This is a genomic window from Wukongibacter baidiensis (genome assembly GCF_050888315.1).
In the GTDB taxonomy this organism is placed as follows: domain Bacteria; phylum Bacillota; class Clostridia; order Peptostreptococcales; family Caminicellaceae; genus Wukongibacter; species Wukongibacter baidiensis.
The window spans coordinates 993195-1011735 of sequence record NZ_CP138202.1 but is presented as its reverse complement, the minus strand read 5'-3'; the positions used below and the strand labels follow the sequence as shown (position 1 = coordinate 1011735).

The 18541-nt window shown below is 33.3% G+C and carries 15 protein-coding genes; 13 read left to right on the top strand and 2 right to left on the bottom strand.

From position 1 onward, the window contains the following. The first annotated feature begins 83 nt into the window (after positions 1 to 83). The 4 genes from R9X47_RS04870 (at position 84) to R9X47_RS04855 (ending at position 4484) form a co-directional block, all read left to right on the top strand. Complete coding sequence (locus tag R9X47_RS04870) at positions 84 to 359, top strand: CD3324 family protein (RefSeq protein ID WP_432665603.1); 276 nt, start codon at positions 84 to 86, stop codon at positions 357 to 359. A 395-nt stretch (positions 360 to 754) separates the two neighbouring features. Further along, positions 755 to 2308, top strand: coding sequence for an ABC-F family ATP-binding cassette domain-containing protein (locus tag R9X47_RS04865; protein WP_432665602.1), 1554 nt, complete (start codon positions 755 to 757; stop codon positions 2306 to 2308). Positions 2309 to 2486: 178 nt separating this feature from the next. Next, on the top strand, positions 2487 to 2849 hold the full coding sequence (locus R9X47_RS04860) for a hypothetical protein (protein WP_432665601.1): 363 nt from the start codon (positions 2487 to 2489) through the stop codon (positions 2847 to 2849). A 174-nt stretch (positions 2850 to 3023) separates the two neighbouring features. Further along, the gene (locus R9X47_RS04855) at positions 3024 to 4484 is read left to right on the top strand and encodes an alkaline phosphatase (protein ID WP_432665600.1); all 1461 of its coding nucleotides are present in this window, start codon (positions 3024 to 3026) and stop codon (positions 4482 to 4484) included. A gap of 112 nt (positions 4485 to 4596) precedes the next feature. Here R9X47_RS04855 and R9X47_RS04850 read toward each other — a convergent pair whose 3' ends face one another. Next, positions 4597 to 5451 carry a DUF4438 domain-containing protein gene (locus R9X47_RS04850; protein WP_432665599.1) on the bottom strand — a complete coding sequence of 285 codons (855 nt, stop codon included), beginning with the start codon at positions 5449 to 5451 and terminating at the stop codon, positions 4597 to 4599. Between the two features lie 262 nt (positions 5452 to 5713). Between R9X47_RS04850 and R9X47_RS04845 the strand changes: the two genes are divergently transcribed. The 9 genes from R9X47_RS04845 (at position 5714) to R9X47_RS04805 (ending at position 17742) form a co-directional block, all read left to right on the top strand. Further along, positions 5714 to 6565, top strand: coding sequence for an MBL fold metallo-hydrolase (locus tag R9X47_RS04845; protein ID WP_432665598.1), 852 nt, complete (start codon positions 5714 to 5716; stop codon positions 6563 to 6565). A 332-nt stretch (positions 6566 to 6897) separates the two neighbouring features. Next, entirely contained in the window at positions 6898 to 8502 is a 1605-nt protein-coding gene (locus tag R9X47_RS04840; protein ID WP_432665597.1) for a stalk domain-containing protein, read from the top strand. A 103-nt stretch (positions 8503 to 8605) separates the two neighbouring features. Continuing rightward, a complete protein-coding gene (locus R9X47_RS04835; protein WP_432665596.1) occupies positions 8606 to 10543 on the top strand; it encodes an alkyl/aryl-sulfatase in 1938 nt (645 codons plus the stop codon). 325 nt (positions 10544 to 10868) lie between these two features. Then, a complete protein-coding gene (locus R9X47_RS04830; protein WP_432665595.1) occupies positions 10869 to 11333 on the top strand; it encodes a helix-turn-helix transcriptional regulator in 465 nt (154 codons plus the stop codon). After that, on the top strand, positions 11330 to 12604 hold the full coding sequence (locus R9X47_RS04825; RefSeq protein WP_432665594.1) for a coproporphyrinogen-III oxidase family protein: 1275 nt from the start codon (positions 11330 to 11332) through the stop codon (positions 12602 to 12604). Before R9X47_RS04830 ends, R9X47_RS04825 begins: the two co-directional genes overlap by 4 nt. Before the next feature lie 12 nt (positions 12605 to 12616). Continuing rightward, the gene (locus tag R9X47_RS04820; RefSeq protein WP_432665593.1) at positions 12617 to 13519 is read left to right on the top strand and encodes a radical SAM protein; all 903 of its coding nucleotides are present in this window, start codon (positions 12617 to 12619) and stop codon (positions 13517 to 13519) included. A gap of 184 nt (positions 13520 to 13703) precedes the next feature. Beyond that, the gene (locus R9X47_RS04815) at positions 13704 to 14396 is read left to right on the top strand and encodes a response regulator transcription factor (protein WP_432665592.1); all 693 of its coding nucleotides are present in this window, start codon (positions 13704 to 13706) and stop codon (positions 14394 to 14396) included. Beyond that, positions 14374 to 16536, top strand: coding sequence for a histidine kinase dimerization/phospho-acceptor domain-containing protein (locus R9X47_RS04810; protein WP_432665591.1), 2163 nt, complete (start codon positions 14374 to 14376; stop codon positions 16534 to 16536). The genes R9X47_RS04815 and R9X47_RS04810 overlap by 23 nt, the downstream gene beginning before the upstream one ends. 267 nt (positions 16537 to 16803) lie before the next feature. Continuing rightward, positions 16804 to 17742 (top strand): sulfurtransferase, encoded by a 939-nt coding sequence (locus tag R9X47_RS04805; RefSeq protein ID WP_432665590.1) that lies wholly within the window; start codon positions 16804 to 16806, stop codon positions 17740 to 17742. A 72-nt stretch (positions 17743 to 17814) separates the two neighbouring features. On the opposite strand, the gene trhA is transcribed toward R9X47_RS04805, so the two are convergent. Then, complete coding sequence (trhA, locus tag R9X47_RS04800; protein WP_432665589.1) at positions 17815 to 18495, bottom strand: PAQR family membrane homeostasis protein TrhA; 681 nt, start codon at positions 18493 to 18495, stop codon at positions 17815 to 17817. Between the last annotated feature and the right edge of the window lie 46 nt (positions 18496 to 18541).

Genomic DNA, 18541 nt, shown 5'->3' with positions numbered 1-18541 from the left:
CCATGAATAATCCGGGCTAAAATATTTTTGTGTAGTCTTTGCTTCAATGTTTACAAATTAAAATGTAGATAGGAGCAAGGATTATGAAATATGAAAAAGCACAAAATATATTACCAGAAGATATGATTAAGTTGATTCAACAATATATAGATGGTAGTTATTTATATATACCTAGAAAGCAGGAGAATAGGAAAGCTTGGGGAGAGAGTAGTGGTGTAAAGAATAGCTTAAAGGAAAGAAACAGGGAGATTTTTGAGAGGTATAACCAAGGAATATCGGTTAAAGAACTAGCTAACCAATACTACCTTACTGAGCATAGCATTAGAAGAATAATTAGACAAGAAAAAGAAATAGTGTAAATATTAATCGGTATTTTGATATCATTCACTTTGATAATCAAAACACCGATTTTTTTATTGAGGTCATTTCTCGAAGAAAAATCTGACCCAAAGAAAGGGGTTCGATTCCCCTTGAGTTTTTGTTATTAAAAAGGTCGACTTTGATACAGAATCATTTATGAACTTGAAGGACAAACAAAAAAGATGCTATGATTTTATAAAGAGAGGAGCTGTCTCATAAGGAATCTTATGAGTGCAGCACCCGGGTTGTTTCAGAATGAGTGAAGTTCAAGGTTTTGGAATCTAGGCGGTTTGGCTAGTACTAACGTACGTGCCAAGTCGGTGAACATTTCAAATAACGCAGAAATTCGCCATTCTGAGACAAGCAAATTCAAATGGAAGTAAGGAAGTATACAATGAGTATTTTAACGATTGAAAATATGAGCCATAGTTTTGGTGATAGAGTAATATTTAAAAATGCGTCCTTTAGATTATTAAGGGGCGAGCGTATAGGGCTTGTAGGAGCTAATGGAGAGGGAAAGTCTACCTTTATGAATATTATTACTAATAAGATAATGGCTGACGAAGGAAAAATAGATTGGAGTAATAAAGTTAGTGTTGGCTATATGGACCAACATACGGAGCTTAAGGAAGGAAAATCTATAAGGGATGTATTACAGGAGGCATTTCAATGTCTATTCGATATGGAAACGGAGATGAAGAATTTATACGATAAAATGGAGTTAATGAATGAAAGGGAAATGAACAAAAGCCTTGAACGAGCAGCTAATATCCAAGATACGCTAGAAAACAATGGATTTTACAGTATAGACTCAAAGATAGAGGCCGTTGCAATGGGACTTGGACTTAGAAATATTGGATTAGACAAGGATGTTGCAGACCTGAGTGGTGGAGAGCGAACGAAAGTTTTATTGGCTAAACTTCTTTTAGAAGCGCCGGATGTATTACTGCTTGATGAGCCTACAAACTATCTTGATGAAGAGCACATAGATTGGCTTGAAAGATATCTACAAAGCTATGAGAAGGCATTCATATTAATTTCCCATAATATACTATTTCTAAATAACGTAGTTAATATAATATATCATATCGAAAATAAGTCATTAACGAGATATATAGGCAATTATGAGAGCTTTATTAAGGCTTATGAAATAAATAAAAATCAATTAAACATTGCATATAAAAGACAGCAAAAAGAGATTGCAAGGATTGAGGACTTTATCAAAAAAAACAAAGCAAGAGCTTCGACCGCAGGGATGGCAAGATCTAGACAAAAAAAGCTGGATAAGATACAGAGAATAGAGATATCAAAAAAAAATCCAAAACCTCAGTTTGAATTTAAATCAGCCAAAGCATCGGGACATATGATCTTTGAAACAAGAGACTTAGTTATAGGATATAATAGGCCACTAAGCATACCACTTAACATAAAGATGACAAGGGGTCAAAAAATTGCATTAGTTGGATCGAATGGTATAGGGAAGTCGACATTGTTAAAAAGTTTAATGGGACTAATAAAACCCCTAGACGGGAAAGTGAAGGTGGGGGATTATCAGGAAATAGGATATTTTGAACAGGAAATTAAAGAATTAAATACTAACAGCGTTATAGATGAAGTTTGGTATGAACTCTCCGGGTACACTAAATTTGAAATCAGAAGTGCATTGGCTAAATGTGGACTAACTGACAAACACATAGAAAGCAATGTATGCACATTAAGTGGTGGGGAACAAGCGAAGGTAAGATTATGTAAGTTAATAAATAAACCAACTAACATACTAATCTTAGATGAGCCAACAGATCATCTAGATGTTGACGCAAAGTATGAACTTAAGAGAGCGTTAAAAAAGTATAGAGGAAGTATACTTCTAGTATGTCATGAGCCTGAATTCTATAAGGAGGTTGTAACCGACGTATGGGATTGTGGGAAATGGACTACTATTTCTTAGAACAATATAGCGAACAAGTCTGTTTTTTAAGGAAAACTCAAGTTTAACATTATTGAAACGACTAGGTTTAAGTATAAATAATTCATTAAATATGATATAATCAAGTAGTCGATAAGTATGACAAATAAATAGAAATCTGCTATAAACAGCACATGTCAAATATCATACGAGGTGTTAAATGGAGAATATCAAAAAACAGATAGAGAGCTATGGATTTACTACCGATGAAATTACTGAAAATAGGGTTTCTGGTTACTATTGTGTAAACAGTAGCTCAAACAGTGAGTTTATACTTGATTTTACAAAAGATAATTTTAAAAATACTAATGATATTTTAGAGCAATATTCAAATCTTTATCAAAGAGAAATTCAAGTAGTTTTACTAATTCAAGTTAATGATAATGCAGAAGAAATACTATACTTTGTAGAAAATAAAGGGATCAAGGATCAGAAATATCTAATTTACGATGAGGACGATGAGATTGAATTCTTCTTAAAGGATTTGTGGAATATAGTATTTAATTTAAAAAAGAGAATTTAAGAAAGCCCATGATTCGGTTTGATGAACTGAATCATGGGTTTTTAGATGGGCACAAAAAATGTTGAGTGGGAAAAATTAACTTTAAGAAATGGAGATTATGTAAAATAAGTATATTAGTATAACTCAAGAAATATAATTTATTAGAATTAATTAAAAAACCAAAGGAGTCTTATTATGCCTAAAAAGAGATATCTAAAAGTGTATTGTTTAATAGTATTATGCATTTTAATATCCATTGTCTATACAGTCAGATCATATAATATATTAAACAAAGACGTGATAGGGGCCTTTGGGAAACAAAGTTCAGTAAAGTATGTTTTTTATTTTATAGGCGATGGAATGGGATCAAATCAAAAATTAATTAGTCAGTATTATAAGCAACATATAGAAAGTGATGATACAGCTAAGTTATTAATGAATGACTTACCGATAACTAGCTTAGTTACAACGCAAAGTGCAGACTCGCTGATTTCTGACTCAGCAGCTTCAGCTACAGCTTTAGCAACTGGCAAGAAAACGAATAATAGAGTTATATCAATTGGACCAGATGGAAAAACACCATATAAAACTTTACTAGAGGCAGCAGAAAAAAAGGGAATGGCGACGGGGTTAATTTCAGATGTATCTATTGTGGATGCCACTCCAGCAAGTTTTGCTGCCCATGTTAAGAGTAGAAAGATGAAGGATGAAATTGCAGTACAGTATTTATATAAAGGTATAGAATACATTGCAGGTGGAGGGGCACAATCTTTTATTCCTCAAAGTGAGACAGGAAGCACTAGACGGGATAATAGAAATCTATTGAAAGAGTTTAAAGCAAAGGGTTATACCATTATTAATACTAGAGAAGAATTGTATGATATGGATTTAAACTCTATAGATAAAGTTTTGGGACTGTTTTCATTATCTTATTTTCCGATGGACATTGATAGACAAAATGAACAGGGGTCTAACAAGCCTAGCTTAGCAGAGATGTTAGTGGCAGGTATTAAAGTATTGTCTAAAGAAAAAGAAGGATTTTTTGTTGTAGTTGAAGGTGGAAAAATTGATTATGCTGGTCACTCTAGTGATCTACCTGCTCTAGTTTATGAAGTATTTGGCCTAGATGAAGCAATACAAGTGGCATTCAAATTTTATGAACAACATCCAAAGGAAACTTTAATTGTTGTTGCAGCAGATCATGAAACAGGGGGATTAACATTGGGGTTAGAGAAAAAAGATATAAACCTAGATGCTATAGACGGGGTTACGGCTTCGGTGTTCGGAGAAATATATCCAAGATATCAAAATAATCCTGATGATATTAAGGGTCTAGTAGAATATATTGAGAAAGTTTACGATATTAAACTTTCGAAGGGAGAGAAAGTAAAATTAACAAGAGAACTGAGTCAAATATCTTCTAAAAAGTATGATAATAAATTTGAGAAACTGGGGGATTTTGGCTCAGCTATTAGTCAGATTATTTCAAAAATGACCAATATTGGATGGTGTAGTTCATGGCATACTGCCGATGCTGTTCCAGTAACGGCAATAGGTATGAAATCAGAATTGTTTGTAGGAAATAAAGATAATACAGATATTGCAAAATCTATTGCAAAAGCGGTAGGTCTTAATTTAGAAGAAAGTTTTAAATGAGGATCTTAGTTAAGAGAAATAGGGGTGTTTCAAAAAAATCATTTATCCTAAAACACTCTGAGACTGAACTCATAAGAGATATTTATGAGACAGTCCCATTCCAGTTTATAGGTTATTTACTTACATAATTTTTAATATTAGCATTCTTATCAATTTTAGCCTCAATTAATGGTTTCTTACAGGACATAAAAGTAGCAATTCCAGGTCCATGGCCTGCTTTAATACAATCACTATGTATAACAAGCCCGATTGTAACTGCGCCCTGAAGGTATCCTCTTCCAAAGGTATTATCGCAATCCTCAAGTAAAACAAAGTCTCCAAACTTAAGTTTATCTATTCCTAAATTCTTAATTAAATCCACATCCTGTGTCATTATGTCATAATCACCAGAATGACCATTTGAGCTACCTATACCAGAGCCCATAAGCACAGCAGGTACTGTACATACTACTGGAAATAGAAGCTTTCCTTCTTTTTCTTCGATCGGTATTTTAGAAAAAACATTAGGATCAATTCCAGTCATAGCTATATCAGGATAGTCGATTAACTTAAGTCCTTGGCCGTGGGCCTTAATAAGGACTTTATCATCAACAGCCATTTTCTCCATGTCTTCATCAGTAAACTCTATGATAGTGTGTTCTATACCGCCATGACCTCCTAGGACATAGCCAACAGCTCCCTTTGCTCCACCTGATACTACCCTTGCGAAGTTACCAGGACAAGCGAGATTCATCATGGCATCATTTTCAGCCTTCGTTTCATTACGAATGGAAACGCTTGGTTCAACGTGATCACACTCCCAACCAAAGGCCGGATCACCAACATGAACATTATAGGTTATACCTCCGGTAGCAGGTAATATTCTTGGTTCACCTTCATGGGAAACCCTGTAATTACGTCCAAGTGGATGATGAATTTTACCCTGCACTGATTGAATAACTAGTTTGTCCTTATTCGTTTTAATCATATATTTACCTCCTTTGGCTATGGATGTAGCCAAATATTTCGTTATTTTCTAGGCGAGATAATTATATCACAACCAAAATGGAAATGGTAATATTAATAAAATATAGTAATAGAATGCAAAAAAATAAAATTTATAACAAAAGCTGACATAGCGTTGTCAGCTTTTAAAGTGTATAATAAAAATAGTGGACTAAATACTATAAAATTCTAAACAATGAAATTATTGATTAAAAAACTAATTTTTTCTAAAAGAGGGGGATACTATGATTAAGAAGTTAACGGATAGAGTTTTCTATATGCCACATAGCGAGGAAACCGACAGGCCTTCATTAGGGCTTATATGTGGTAATAAATACAGTTTGATTGTGGATTCGGGGAACTCACCAAAACATGCGAGGGAATTTTTGTCGGAGATAGAAGCATTGGACATTCCACCAGTGAGATACTTAGTAATAACCCACTGGCACTGGGACCATATATTTGGAATAAAAGAAATGGACTTAGTCACTATTGCCCATGAAAATATAAAAGAAGACTTTGAAAAGATGAAAAAGTACAATTGGGATGATGCTTCACTAGAAGGATATATAAAGGATGGAACTTTTTCAGACTTTACTGTTGAGTTTATAAAAAAAGAGATGCCCGATAGGAAGGAGTTAAGCATAGGTGACTTAGATATAATCATTAAGGATAGCATTGAGATAGATCTAGGTGGTGTAACATGTATTATAAAGGGAGTCGAAGGAAGCCATACCGATGATTCTTTAGTAGTTTATGCTCCAGAAGAAAAGGTAGTATTTTTAGGAGACTGTGTCTATGGAACTAAATACAATGGTGTATATGGATATACTAAGGAAAAATTATTTCCGATGATAGAGAAAATCGAGGAGTTTGACGCTGAACATTATATAATATCCCATGAGGAATTATGCGATAAAAAAGAGATGGATGAGTTTTGGAGCCAATTAAGAGCAGCAGAAGAAGTAGTGGGCAAAACCACTTCTGCTGAGGAAGCAATTAAAAGGTTTTCAGAGAAATTCGGCAAGGAACCATCTGAAGACGAGGTCTTCTGTATAAATTGTTTTGCAAATGTAAATAAAGCAATGGAAGAATAAATAAAGATCTAAATATAAAGAAAAGGGGCTGTCACATAAAGGTTTCTCGCGAGCTCAGCCCCGGGGTGTTTCAGAAATTCGCCATTCTGAGACACCCTTTTTTTATGCCTATAAAATAAGTCCAATTGATTAAGATATTCTATGTTAATAATTTATTTATTTTTGTAACAATAGTGTAACTATCTTACATTACCATTACATTTAGCCCTAAAAAGAATACTTTCAGGCAAATATTACTAATAATGATAATGAGTTTAAAGTTTTTTCAAGAACGGTAACTAATCAAGATTTACCATACCTAGAAATAGAGAATATTTAAAAGGAGTGAGTTTATGAAGAGAGAAAGAAGACTGAGAAATCTAGCTACAATTTTTTTATTAGGATTTGCTATGTTAATTGTCTTAGCAGTCCTTCCAATGCATGCACATGGAACATCAGATGATACAGTAATAGTAGCAATAAAAACATATGATGGGAAATATCTATGCGCTGAAGGCGGTGGAGGAGGAGAAGTAGTAGCAAACCGAGACAAAATTGGAAAATGGGAGAGCTTTAAAGTAATTGATTTAGGTGATGGTAAGTTTGCTTTAAAGACCTACAATGGGAAATATTTGTGTGCAGAAAATGGTGGTGGAAAGGAAGTTGTAGCAGATCGAAATGAAGTTAGGGAATGGGAAACCTTTGAACTAGAATATATAGAGGATGATATATTTGCAATTAAGGCCTATAACGGCAAATATCTTTGCGCCGAGAATGGAGGCGGAGGAGAAGTCGTAGCAAATAGAGATAAGATTGGAAACTGGGAGGAGTTTAGATTTGTAAAGAGTAATATAAGTTTTCCAAAGCTAAAATTACCAAGTGAGGTAACGTTGCAAGCATATAATGGCAAGTATTTATCTGCTGAAGACGGTGGTGGGGAAGAAATCTATGCAACAAGCAGTAGAACTAGTAACTGGGAGGAGTTCAGAGTAGTTCAATCAACAAATGACAAGATAGCTTTGAGAGTACACAATGGGAAATATATAGATGTTCAGGATAGAAAATCCGGCGAAATAGAAGCTGATAGTAGTAGAATTGATGATTCAAGTAAATTTCAGGTTGTTGACCTTGGAAACAATAGAATAGCACTAAGAGCATACAATGGGGAGTTCTTAGGAATTGAGGATGAAGATAAAGAGCTTGTAGCTAGCTTTGAGGAAGTAAGTAAAAGAACAATATTTAAATTTATGGATGTTGATGGTGATACTCAAGATAACCAGAAGTATAATCTAAGGGCAACAGCAGGAAATGGCTATGTTAAGTTTTCTTGGAACCGTTCGAATAAATCGAATGTGATAGGCTATAACCTTTATAGAGGAACCTCATCTGGAAAACAGTCAAAAACTCCTATTACTGATTTTCCTATAGTAGGAAATTCATACACAGATAGAAATGTAGAAAACAATAGGACCTATTACTATATATTGAAGGCCGTCTATAAAAATAATTCCGTGGGTCAAGCGTCTAATCAGGTAGTTGTTAGACCAAGTTCAAACTCATGTAACAAAAAAAGAAAGATTATTCTTAAAGTAGGTAGTAAATATATGACAGTTGACGGTAAGAGGCGAGAAATAGATCCTGGAAAGGGAACAAAACTGATTATAAAAAATGGAAGAACATTCCTTCCTATAAGAGCATTTATTGAATCAATAGGCGGAAAAGTCTCTTGGAATGGTAGTAATAGAGAAGTTAGGGTTTTATTAGATAACAAAGAGATAAGACTTTGGATTGGCAAAAAAGCAGCTAAAGTAAATGGTAAGACTAGAAATAATGATGTTGCACCATTCATATCAGATACTTCCAGGACAATGATCCCCCTTAGATTTATTGTAGAGAACTTAGGTTGTGATGTTGAATGGGATGGACAAACAAAAACTGTAGAAATAGAGATTGATTAAAGGATATAAATCCATAGGTACCTTCAACTAGTATACTACACTATAAATCACATTTGCAGATTATCTCGCATAAAATATAGTGTAGTATAATGGAGGTGCTACTATGAACTGCGAAAATAAGAAAGAGTATACTGAAGAACTTAATCCCTTTAGAAAAAAAGCTACAGCTAAAACGAAGTTGATAAATGAAAAAGTGTATAGGAATATTGACTGGAATAAATTAAAAGTAGAAGAAATACTGGCTAAGGAGAATATCGTTGAGGCCGTACAATTCCCTGTAGTTCGAAGGGAGAATTCTTTCATACCTGTATGGAATTTAGAAAGATATGAATTCCTATTAGAAGATGAAATGCCCGATACAGTTAATCCAAAACTCTGGGAACAGGCCAAGTTAAACCTAAATGCCGGGATATTTAAAGTTACAAATAAAATATACCAAGTTAGAGGGTTTGATCTAGCTAACATGAGCTTGATTAGAGGTGACACGGGTTGGATTATTATTGGTTGCTTAACTTCTACAGAAACGGCTAATGCCGCTATTAATCTAGTAAATGGACATTTCGGATATATACCTATTAAAGCAATAATTATCACTCATTCTCATGTCGATCACTATGGTGGAGTTCTAGGTGTTATGAAGAACTGTACAGATAGGGACGTTGATGTTTATGTTCCAAAGGGGTTTACCAGTGCAGTGATTGAAGAAAATGTAAACGCCGGAGTAGCGATGTCAAGGCGTGGTGTGTATATGTATGGTGAGATATTACCGCGTGATGAGAAGGGGCAAATCGATTCTGGAATTGGAAAGTATGCTTCCCTAGGAATGATGTCTCTTACAAACAAGGTAAAGGAAATATCACCTATTAGAAATAGGAAGTATGCAGAAAAAGTAATTGATGGAGTGACTATGCAGTTTCAATTAACTCCAGAGACTGAAGCACCATCGGAAATGAACATTTATTTGCCAAGTGAAAAATCCCTGTGTATTGCAGAAAATTGTACAGCAACCCTTCATAATATATACACGCTAAGAGGCGCAGAAGTTAGGGACCCCGTTGCTTGGGCTAAATATATTCAGCAAGCCATAGATTTGTTTGGAGATAATTTAACATCAGTATTTGAAGTGCATAATTGGCCACGCCATGGTAATGAGTATTGTATAAATTATCTAGAAAAACAGAGGGATCTATATCAATACATGAATGATCAAACTCTGAGACTTATAAACAAAGGGTATACCTTAGAAGATGTGGGAAGAATGGTTAAGTTTCCTGAGAGTCTATGTGAAGAATGGTACAATAGCCCATTTTATGGAACGGTAAATCATAATACAAAGGCTATCTATCAAAAGTATATGGGCTGGTATAATAGTAACCCTGTAGATTTAAATAAACTTCTCCCAGAGGAATCAGCAAAGAAATATGTAAAATATATGGGTGGCGAGAATAGTGTCTTAGAAAAGGCAAAGAAATCCTTTGAAGAAGGTGAGTATCAATGGGTTGCAGAGGTGACTAAACAGGTTATATATGCAAACCCAAATAATAGAGATGCAAAGCTTCTTTGTGCAGATGCCCTTGAGCAATTAGGATATATAGCAGAATCTGGTCCATGGAGAAATGAATATTTAATGGGCGCATGGGAGCTACGTTTTGGAAAAATCCCAATGCCAGGGGGTACAATAACCGATGAGGTTCTAAATGCTTTGCCCCTTGAAAACGTATTGTATCTTCTTAGTATAAGAATAGATGGACTGAATGCCGGAGACTTTGATTACAAAATTAACTTTATAATACCTGACAGAAAAGAAGTAGCTTCAACAGAAATTAAACGTGGAATATTTAGGTGCTTAAGTGACCAACTTGATGAGAATGCAGCTGTAACAGTGACAATGCCGAAGAAAATACTATATGAATTCCTTACAACTAATAGTATTCCAGATAGTTCTGATATAGTAATAGTAGGAGATATAAGAAAGTGGCAATCGCTCATATTGGTACGAGATAGGATGGATAGCGATTTTAATATTATGACACCAGTATAGAAAAGATGAATGATCTAGGAGTGTGTAAATAAAGTTATGAAATATATAGATTTTTGAATTTCTTCGTTGTTGCTTCAACCAGGAATCCTTACGTATGTTTATATACGCTGCGGTCTATTGGTTTCAGCACGCTTCGAACTTCAGATTTCCGGATAGCCTATCATCTTGTTGACGTTGTCAACAGTTTGAGACCCTACTGAAAAATAGTAGGGTCTTAATCGTTTTTGAATAATACTATATTTATAAACATTTTTAATAAAGAGCTATTTACAAAAACACTCAAAAAGTGTAAAATTACACTAAAGTATAATTTGGAGATGATAGTGTGAATAGGCAAGAATTCATAGATAGGATTGACTCGAAGTTTAAACTTATAAGAAATGAGAAGGGCTTTACCCAAGATAAGATGGCTGAAATCGTAGGAATATCTAAAAAAACCCTAGTTCAAATAGAGAAGGGGAGGTCAAGCTTAGGATGGACTGGTGCAGTTGCAGTATGTTCAATATTTAGAGACAGCGAAGTCCTTCAGATGATAATTGGGGGAGATGGTGAAGATATAATACTTTCTCTTGCTTTTAAGAATTATGAGGCAAAATATGATAGTACAATGGGTGGCAAAATTTGGTGGAAAGATATAAAAAACCAAGGTAACTACAAAATTCAGAAAAATATCATATCAAACCATTACAGAATACTTGATAGTGAAAATAGAAGGGTATGTTCCTCCTTTGAAATTGAATATATAGAAAAGAGATTAAGTGAGCTTTGTCAAAATGGGGGATCACAATGATTACAGACCTTTTGAGAAGAACGATATTGGGAAAGAAGGATAGGTTCACATTTAAGAGTTACGAAGAAGGGCTAATTGATTTTAATGATATAAACAGTGGCATAGGGGTGTATATACATATTCCATTTTGTAAAAGTATATGTCCCTATTGTCCATACAATAAGATAGTATATAAGAGGGAAAAGGCTGAATCATATAAATATGGACTTATTAAGGAATTGACATTATATAAGGAAAAACTAGGTAATAAAAAAATATCCTCAATATATATAGGTGGAGGAACACCGACCCTATTAATATCAGAACTTAAGGAAGTAATAGAATTTATAGAAGTAAATTATGAATTTAAGGGAGATATAGGGATAGAAATCCATCCTAACGAGGTCACAGACATATTATTGAGTAAATTGAGGGAAATGAATATAAATCTTATCAGTTTAGGAGTCCAGACTTTTAACGAAGAGAAGTTGAGATTTTTAGGTAGGGGTTATGGGGAAGACGAAATTGATAGAGCTTTATCCCTTATCAAAAAATACAATTTCAAATGTGTAGATGTAGACATAATGACAAATATACCAGGACAATCAATTGATGATATAAGATATGATCTAGAAAAGGTATACTCCTATGAAATAGATCAGCTTTCTATATATCCTCTAATTGTTTTTCCATTAACTAAACTGAGCAGGGTAATCAAAGAGAAGAAGCTAAGTAGGTTTAATGAGTTGGAGGAAAGGAAAATTCTTAATTTAATCGATGAGATATCTAAATCTCATGGGTATGAAAGAAGCTCTATTTGGACCTATGGTAAAAATCATGGAAATAGATATACATCGGTAACTAGAGAGAGTTTTATTGGTTTTGGAGCAGGAGCAAGCTCTCATTTTGGAAATTATTTTTATCTTAATACCTTTAATGTTGATGAGTATATTAAAGCACTAAATGATAATAGATTGCCGATTAATATAGTAAATCTAATGACTGAGAGGGAAAAAATGATATTTTGGATTTTCTGGAGATGCTATGATGGAGCCATCGACGAGGAAAGATTCAAAGCTTTATTTCATAAAGACATGAAGAAGGAATTCAGATTATTATTTAACTCTCTAAAGCTTCTGGGTATGACAATGAAACAAGGAAACAATCTCGTATTAACGGATCTAGGGAGATTTGCATATCATTTTGTAGAAAAGCAGTACTCTATTCATTACTTAAATAATGTCTGGCAAAGATCCATGGGGGAACCATGGATTCAAAGCCTGAGGATATAAAGGGAGCCCAAAATGAAAATAAAGGATTTTATTTCACTGACTTGGTTTGGGGTTAGAAGTATTATATTAAATGAGAAAAAGCCAATTTTGGGGACGATAATATTAACTGACCACTGTAATTTAACTTGTAAACATTGTGCAGTAAACAACATAAACAACAAGATGTACTCATATAAGAGTATTAAAGAAGAGATGGAGAGCTTTTTTAGAGAGGGTATAAGGATTCTTTTCTTCTGTGGTGGTGAAACAATGCTATGGGAGGATGAAGGGAAAAATATAAGAGATTTGATTAAAGAAGCAAGGGAGATTGGGTTTTATATAGTAAACATAGTAACAAATGGGACTATTGATTTGGATATTCCAGAGGCTGACGTTATATTTTTAAGTCTTGACGGTATGAAAAAGGCCCATGATTTAATAAGGGGAGAGACTTACGATACTATAATGAAAAACCTAAGTAGGGCCCACAACTCAAACATATGTATCTATATGGCAGTAAATAAGCTGAATTACTTAGAAGTAGAAAACGTTGGTAGGCTTGCAAAGGAGCATCCTAATATAAAATCTATATCCTTTAACTTTCATACTCCCTACGAAGGTACTGAATATCTAAGTTTAAGTAGAGATGAAAAGGTAGTAGCCATAAATAAAATAAAAGAAATGATAAAGGGAAATATCCCAGTTTTCAATTTGGAAAGCGCCTTAGATGTGTATATAAAAAACAATTGGGAAAGACCATGTTACCAATGTATAGTCTCCGAAGATAAAAAGAGATACGTATGTGGTAGATGTGTGGAAGTAGAAGGCTTGTGTGAAGAATGTGGATACTTATTTGCAGTAGAGTTTTCTCTCTTGTTTAAAGGAAACATTAAAATTATATGGGAGATGCTTAGAACGTATTTAAAATATGTATAGATTTTATTTAAAAGACCGTATTGAAACATATCAATGCGGTTTTTTCGTGTGTAAGATATTTCTTAAGAAAGTTGTAAGAAGTTCGATAGATTGTTTGTAAAAATTACTTTATATAATAATGTTGTTATCAAGGTAAGGAGGGATAAAAAATGATATAATTTAGACTGAGAAAGGGTGGGAAGATATGGTTGAATATAGGGTTTTAGTTGTGGATGATGATGAAGAGATAAGAGAAGCTATTGAAATTTATCTAAGAAATGAAGGCATTAAGGTATATACTGCAAAGGATGGAATAGATGCTCTGATGATTTTGGAGGAAGAAGATATACACCTCATAATAATGGATATAATGATGCCGAGAATGGATGGAATAAAAGCGACATTTAAGATTAGGGAGAAGAAAAATATTCCGATAATAATGCTCTCGGCAAAATCTGAGGATACAGATAAAATACTAGGACTCAACATTGGAGCAGATGATTATATTACAAAGCCTTTTAATCCGCTAGAGTTGATTGCAAGAGTCAAATCGCAGCTCAGGAGATATATAAATCTTGGGATCTATAATGAGGGCAGTGACGAGATAAGAGTAAGGGGTCTTGTACTGGATAGAAAAACAAAAATGGTTGTCATTGATGGGGAAGAGGTCAGACTTACCCCCATAGAATATAAGCTTATGGAGCTTTTTATGGAGAATAAGGGAAGAGTATTTTCCATTAAAGAAATTTATGAGAAGGTATGGAATGAACCCTGCTACAATGCAGAGAATATTGTTCCGGTACATATTAGAAGAATAAGGGAGAAAATCGAGATAAATCCCAAAGAACCAAGATATTTGAAGGTGGTGTGGGGAATTGGATATAAAATTGAAAAATAAGTACTTTCATATAATAGCCTTTGTTTTATGTATATATATGATGGGTTTTTCTTTAGTTGCAATATGTGATTTCATGATAAAAAGACATTATGTAAATAAAGAGCCTTATTTTAATAGTTGGTCCTTTAGCAACGAATTAGAAAATTATTTTGAAATGATAAAGGCTTTCCACGTTGATTATAAGGATTTTAATAATAATTCCAATACTGATAAAATAGATGATGAAGAAATAGCATTACTAAGAGAAAGATACACAAATCTAACCAATGAAAAAGTGAAAGAAATAGAATGGAAATATAAAAAGGAAATACGGAAAGCAATGGAGGGAGACGATGTAGAAGCAAAACGGCTTCAAAATGAGCTAGATCAAGAAATCGCTAAGATTGTAGAAGAAAACGTAAAAGCTGAAACCAAGCTTAGGAATGAGATCATATCTGGAAAATATACAGAAATAAAGCAATACATAAATGGAAAGAGAAATATTAAGTACTTTATTAAAGATGTTAGAAGAAATGAATTATATACTAATTTACAGAAAGTATCTCAGGAAAATGTTGAGGATTATATAAGACAAAACTCATTGTATAGCGTTAAGTTTCCCCTAGGTTACAATGGCAACACTAATCTAAGAAATCTAAATGAAACTTTTAAACGAGAGGGTTTTAGAGGATATTTTATAATTCCAACCAGATCCGATGGTTTTAGTCAAGTACATGCCGATTATAAATACTATAATTCTCTTAAAAATAGAGTTGTTAAGGAAGGAATAGCTGGACTAATCACACTAATTGTAGGATTCTTAGGAATATTGTTTTACATGAAACAAAAGACAGAAATTTCAAATTTGCTTACTGAAAAGTTAAACATAGTATATAAGAAGATACCTATAGATATAAAAATTCTTATATTTATTATTTATACCATCGTAATGAATGAATATTGTGTTCATCTTAATTTCTTCAATAAGCCATTTAACATTGATCATATTCTTAAGCTTACAGTTATGGCAGTGTATGTATTTTATATAGTTCTTAATATAAGGGAGATAATAAACTTCAAAGGCGATAAGGAAAAGCTGAATGAACAGTTGAAAAGCGGTATAATCTATGGAATAGTAAATATGTCTAAAGAAAGTTTTTCTATAAAGGGAATTCTTTTTAAAGTAATTGTTATTACTACTGCTACTATAGCCCTATTTCCAGCAGGTGTGATGATTGGTTATGGATATATGGATTTTGCTTTTATAGCCTCATGGATTTATATAATTATGTATTTGATTATAATTCCAAGGTATATTATCAAAAAAATAGCGTTACTGAGCAGAATAATAAAAGGAACAGATGAAATTGTTGAAGGAAATTTAGACTATGTAATAGAAGAAAGCGGAAAAGGTCACTTATCAAGGCTGGCATACAATATCAACAATATGAAGGAAGGCTATAAAAGATCCGTAGAAAATGCAATAAAGAGTGAGAGGCTTAAGTCGGAGTTGATAACAAATGTCTCCCACGATTTAAAAACGCCACTTACTTCAATAATAAACTATATAAATCTACTTAAAAAGAAGGATTTGTCCGAGGAAGAAATGGAGGGTTATATTGCAGTTCTAGACAGAAAGTCAGAGAGACTTAAGGTGCTTATAGAAGATTTATTTGAGGCCTCAAAAGTATCAAGTGGTTCTATAGAGCTGAATATAGAAAAAATAGATGTAGCTGCATTGTTAAGGCAGGCCCTAGGAGAATTTGATGAGAAAATCAAACAATCCTCATTAACTTATAAGGTGAATATTCCAAACCAAGAGATATACGTTAATTTGGATGGAAAAAGGACCTGGCGAGTCTTTGAAAATCTTATTAGTAATACTTTAAAATATTCTCAGCCGGGAACGAGAGTTTACATTAATATGATAGAGACTGATAGTATGATAGAAATAACTATGAAGAATATTGCTGCCTATGAAATGGATTTTGAAGTTGAGGAAATTTTTGATAGATTCAAAAGAGGAGATAAATCCAGAAGCACTGAAGGGTCTGGCTTGGGTCTTGCAATAGCTAAAAGCATAGTTGATCTTCAAGGTGGAAATATGGAGATTAATATTGATGGTGATCTCTTTAAAGCTATAGTAAGGTTTAATAAATGAGGCAATTGCATAATTCTAACTTGGCAGAATTGCATAATAAATGTGGTAGAGCTTTAGGGTTTTTAAGACTATATATAATAGAAAGCTTTTTTAGATGGTAATTATGCAATTTGCTCAAATAATCATATTAAAAAATAAGTATACAAATGATATCTTAACATTTGCATACTTATTTTTTAATGGATTTTGTTTTAAAAAACTTGGATTTTTATAATATCTCTACACATACTACAAATGAGAAATTATTTATTAAGCTGGAGGTTTGGAATGATGAAAAAGAGTTATATGTTATCGGTAGTATTAGTGATTCTACTATTAGTATCATGTGCACAAAACTATAATATGGAAAATCACAAAGCAGAAGTAGAAGATAGGGAGGAGTTAAATGAAGTTGCAGGATTTGATAATAAATATAGAGAATATGCTTATCCAAGCAGTATAGTTTCTATAGAAAAATTAACGAAATACATAGGTAGAGACAATATTAAAGTTGTTAGAGTAGTTGATGAGGAACCCTTAAATGATTTTATACCCTATTCTATTAAAATGAGTATAGCAGATATCACAACTACTGTTAATGGTGTAGAGGGACTCATAGGTGGGAAAAAACAGATAGAAAAAGCACTTTCCGAAGCAGGGATAAGAAATAGCGATACAGTTATAATTTATGACAATAATGATGAACTTTATGCAGCTAGACTTTGGTGGACAATGAAGGTCTATGGTCATAAGGATGTAAGATTATTAGATGGAGGACTTAAAGAATGGAAAAGAAGAGGATACAGAACGTTTTCACTACCAGAAAAGCCAGAAAAATCAAATTATACTGCCAAAGCTAAAAATGAAAAACTTATTGCAGATTTGGATGACATTAAAAAAAGTTTTGATGACAAAGAATATGTTGTTCTTGATGTACGTTCGAAGCAGGAATATAAGGAAGGGCATATACCAGATGCAATATGGATTGAATGGGTAGAAGCGTTGAACAAGGATGGAACATTTAAACGGGCTGAGGAACTCAGAAAAATTTATGACTCCAAAGGGGTTACTCCAGACAAAAAGTCTATATTTATTCAATGTGAAAAGGGAGTTAGAGCATCCCATACATATTTTGTACTAAGTCAATTACTCGGCTATAAAAATGTCAAGGTATATGATGGGTCATGGCTGGAATACTCAAAATCCGGAGAGCCAATAGAGAAATAGGGGCTGTCTCATAGCAATCTAATAAGTATAGCCTCGGGGTGTTTCAGAAATCTGTCATTCTGAGACACCTCTCTATCTAAGATATATAAATATACCTAAAAAGTGCATTACACTGCCGCCTAATACAAAAAGGTGCCATATAGCATGATTAAATGGTATTTTTTTTATTGCATAAAAGACTGTACCTACAGTGTAGAATAATCCGCCGGCCAAAAGCCACATTAAGAAACCAAAGGGAACTGCTTCTAGCATTGGTTTGATTGCTACCACGACTAACCAGCCCATTAAAATATACAGAATTAAAGAAAGAAACTTGTATTTATCAAACTTCTTGTATGTAAATATTTTAAAAGCTATGCCGGAGACTGCAATTAACCAAACTGTTATTAAAATCCCAACTCTCCAGTATCCCTTGAGACAAAGTAGCGCTACAGGTGTATAGGTTCCAGCAATAAACAAGTAGATTGAAGAATGATCGAAAACCCTTAGTATCATCTTCAATTTCTCTTTTTGAAAGCTATGATATAGAGTTGAAGCAAGATATAAACAAATTGAGCAGAAACCATAGATGCTAAAACTAACTATTGAGATAGTACTTTTTTTCCAAATGGCAAAGACCAATAGTATTGTTAAAGTGACAACGCTAAATAAAACTCCTATTCCATGGGTAATGCTATTGGCTATTTCCTCTTTCAAAGAATATTTTTTACTTAATAGTTGATTGATTTGAGGGTTATTGTTATAGGATTTCATCTCAATCCTCCTTAATAAATTTAACTTGTTATATTGTAACCTATTA

Bases quoted from the DNA above. Each gene is read 5' to 3' on its own strand.
- R9X47_RS04870 (WP_432665603.1), top strand. From the start codon at position 84: ATGAAATATGAAAAAGCACAAAATATATTACCAGAAGATATGATTAAG.
- R9X47_RS04865 (WP_432665602.1), top strand. From the start codon at position 755: ATGAGTATTTTAACGATTGAAAATATGAGCCATAGTTTTGGTGATAGA.
- R9X47_RS04860 (WP_432665601.1), top strand. From the start codon at position 2,487: ATGGAGAATATCAAAAAACAGATAGAGAGCTATGGATTTACTACCGAT.
- R9X47_RS04855 (WP_432665600.1), top strand. From the start codon at position 3,024: ATGCCTAAAAAGAGATATCTAAAAGTGTATTGTTTAATAGTATTATGC.
- R9X47_RS04850 (WP_432665599.1), bottom strand. From the start codon at position 5,451: ATGATTAAAACGAATAAGGACAAACTAGTTATTCAATCAGTGCAGGGT.
- R9X47_RS04845 (WP_432665598.1), top strand. From the start codon at position 5,714: ATGATTAAGAAGTTAACGGATAGAGTTTTCTATATGCCACATAGCGAG.
- R9X47_RS04840 (WP_432665597.1), top strand. From the start codon at position 6,898: ATGAAGAGAGAAAGAAGACTGAGAAATCTAGCTACAATTTTTTTATTA.
- R9X47_RS04835 (WP_432665596.1), top strand. From the start codon at position 8,606: ATGAACTGCGAAAATAAGAAAGAGTATACTGAAGAACTTAATCCCTTT.
- R9X47_RS04825 (WP_432665594.1), top strand. From the start codon at position 11,330: ATGATTACAGACCTTTTGAGAAGAACGATATTGGGAAAGAAGGATAGG.
- R9X47_RS04820 (WP_432665593.1), top strand. From the start codon at position 12,617: ATGAAAATAAAGGATTTTATTTCACTGACTTGGTTTGGGGTTAGAAGT.
- R9X47_RS04815 (WP_432665592.1), top strand. From the start codon at position 13,704: ATGGTTGAATATAGGGTTTTAGTTGTGGATGATGATGAAGAGATAAGA.
- R9X47_RS04805 (WP_432665590.1), top strand. From the start codon at position 16,804: ATGATGAAAAAGAGTTATATGTTATCGGTAGTATTAGTGATTCTACTA.
- trhA (WP_432665589.1), bottom strand. From the start codon at position 18,495: ATGAAATCCTATAACAATAACCCTCAAATCAATCAACTATTAAGTAAA.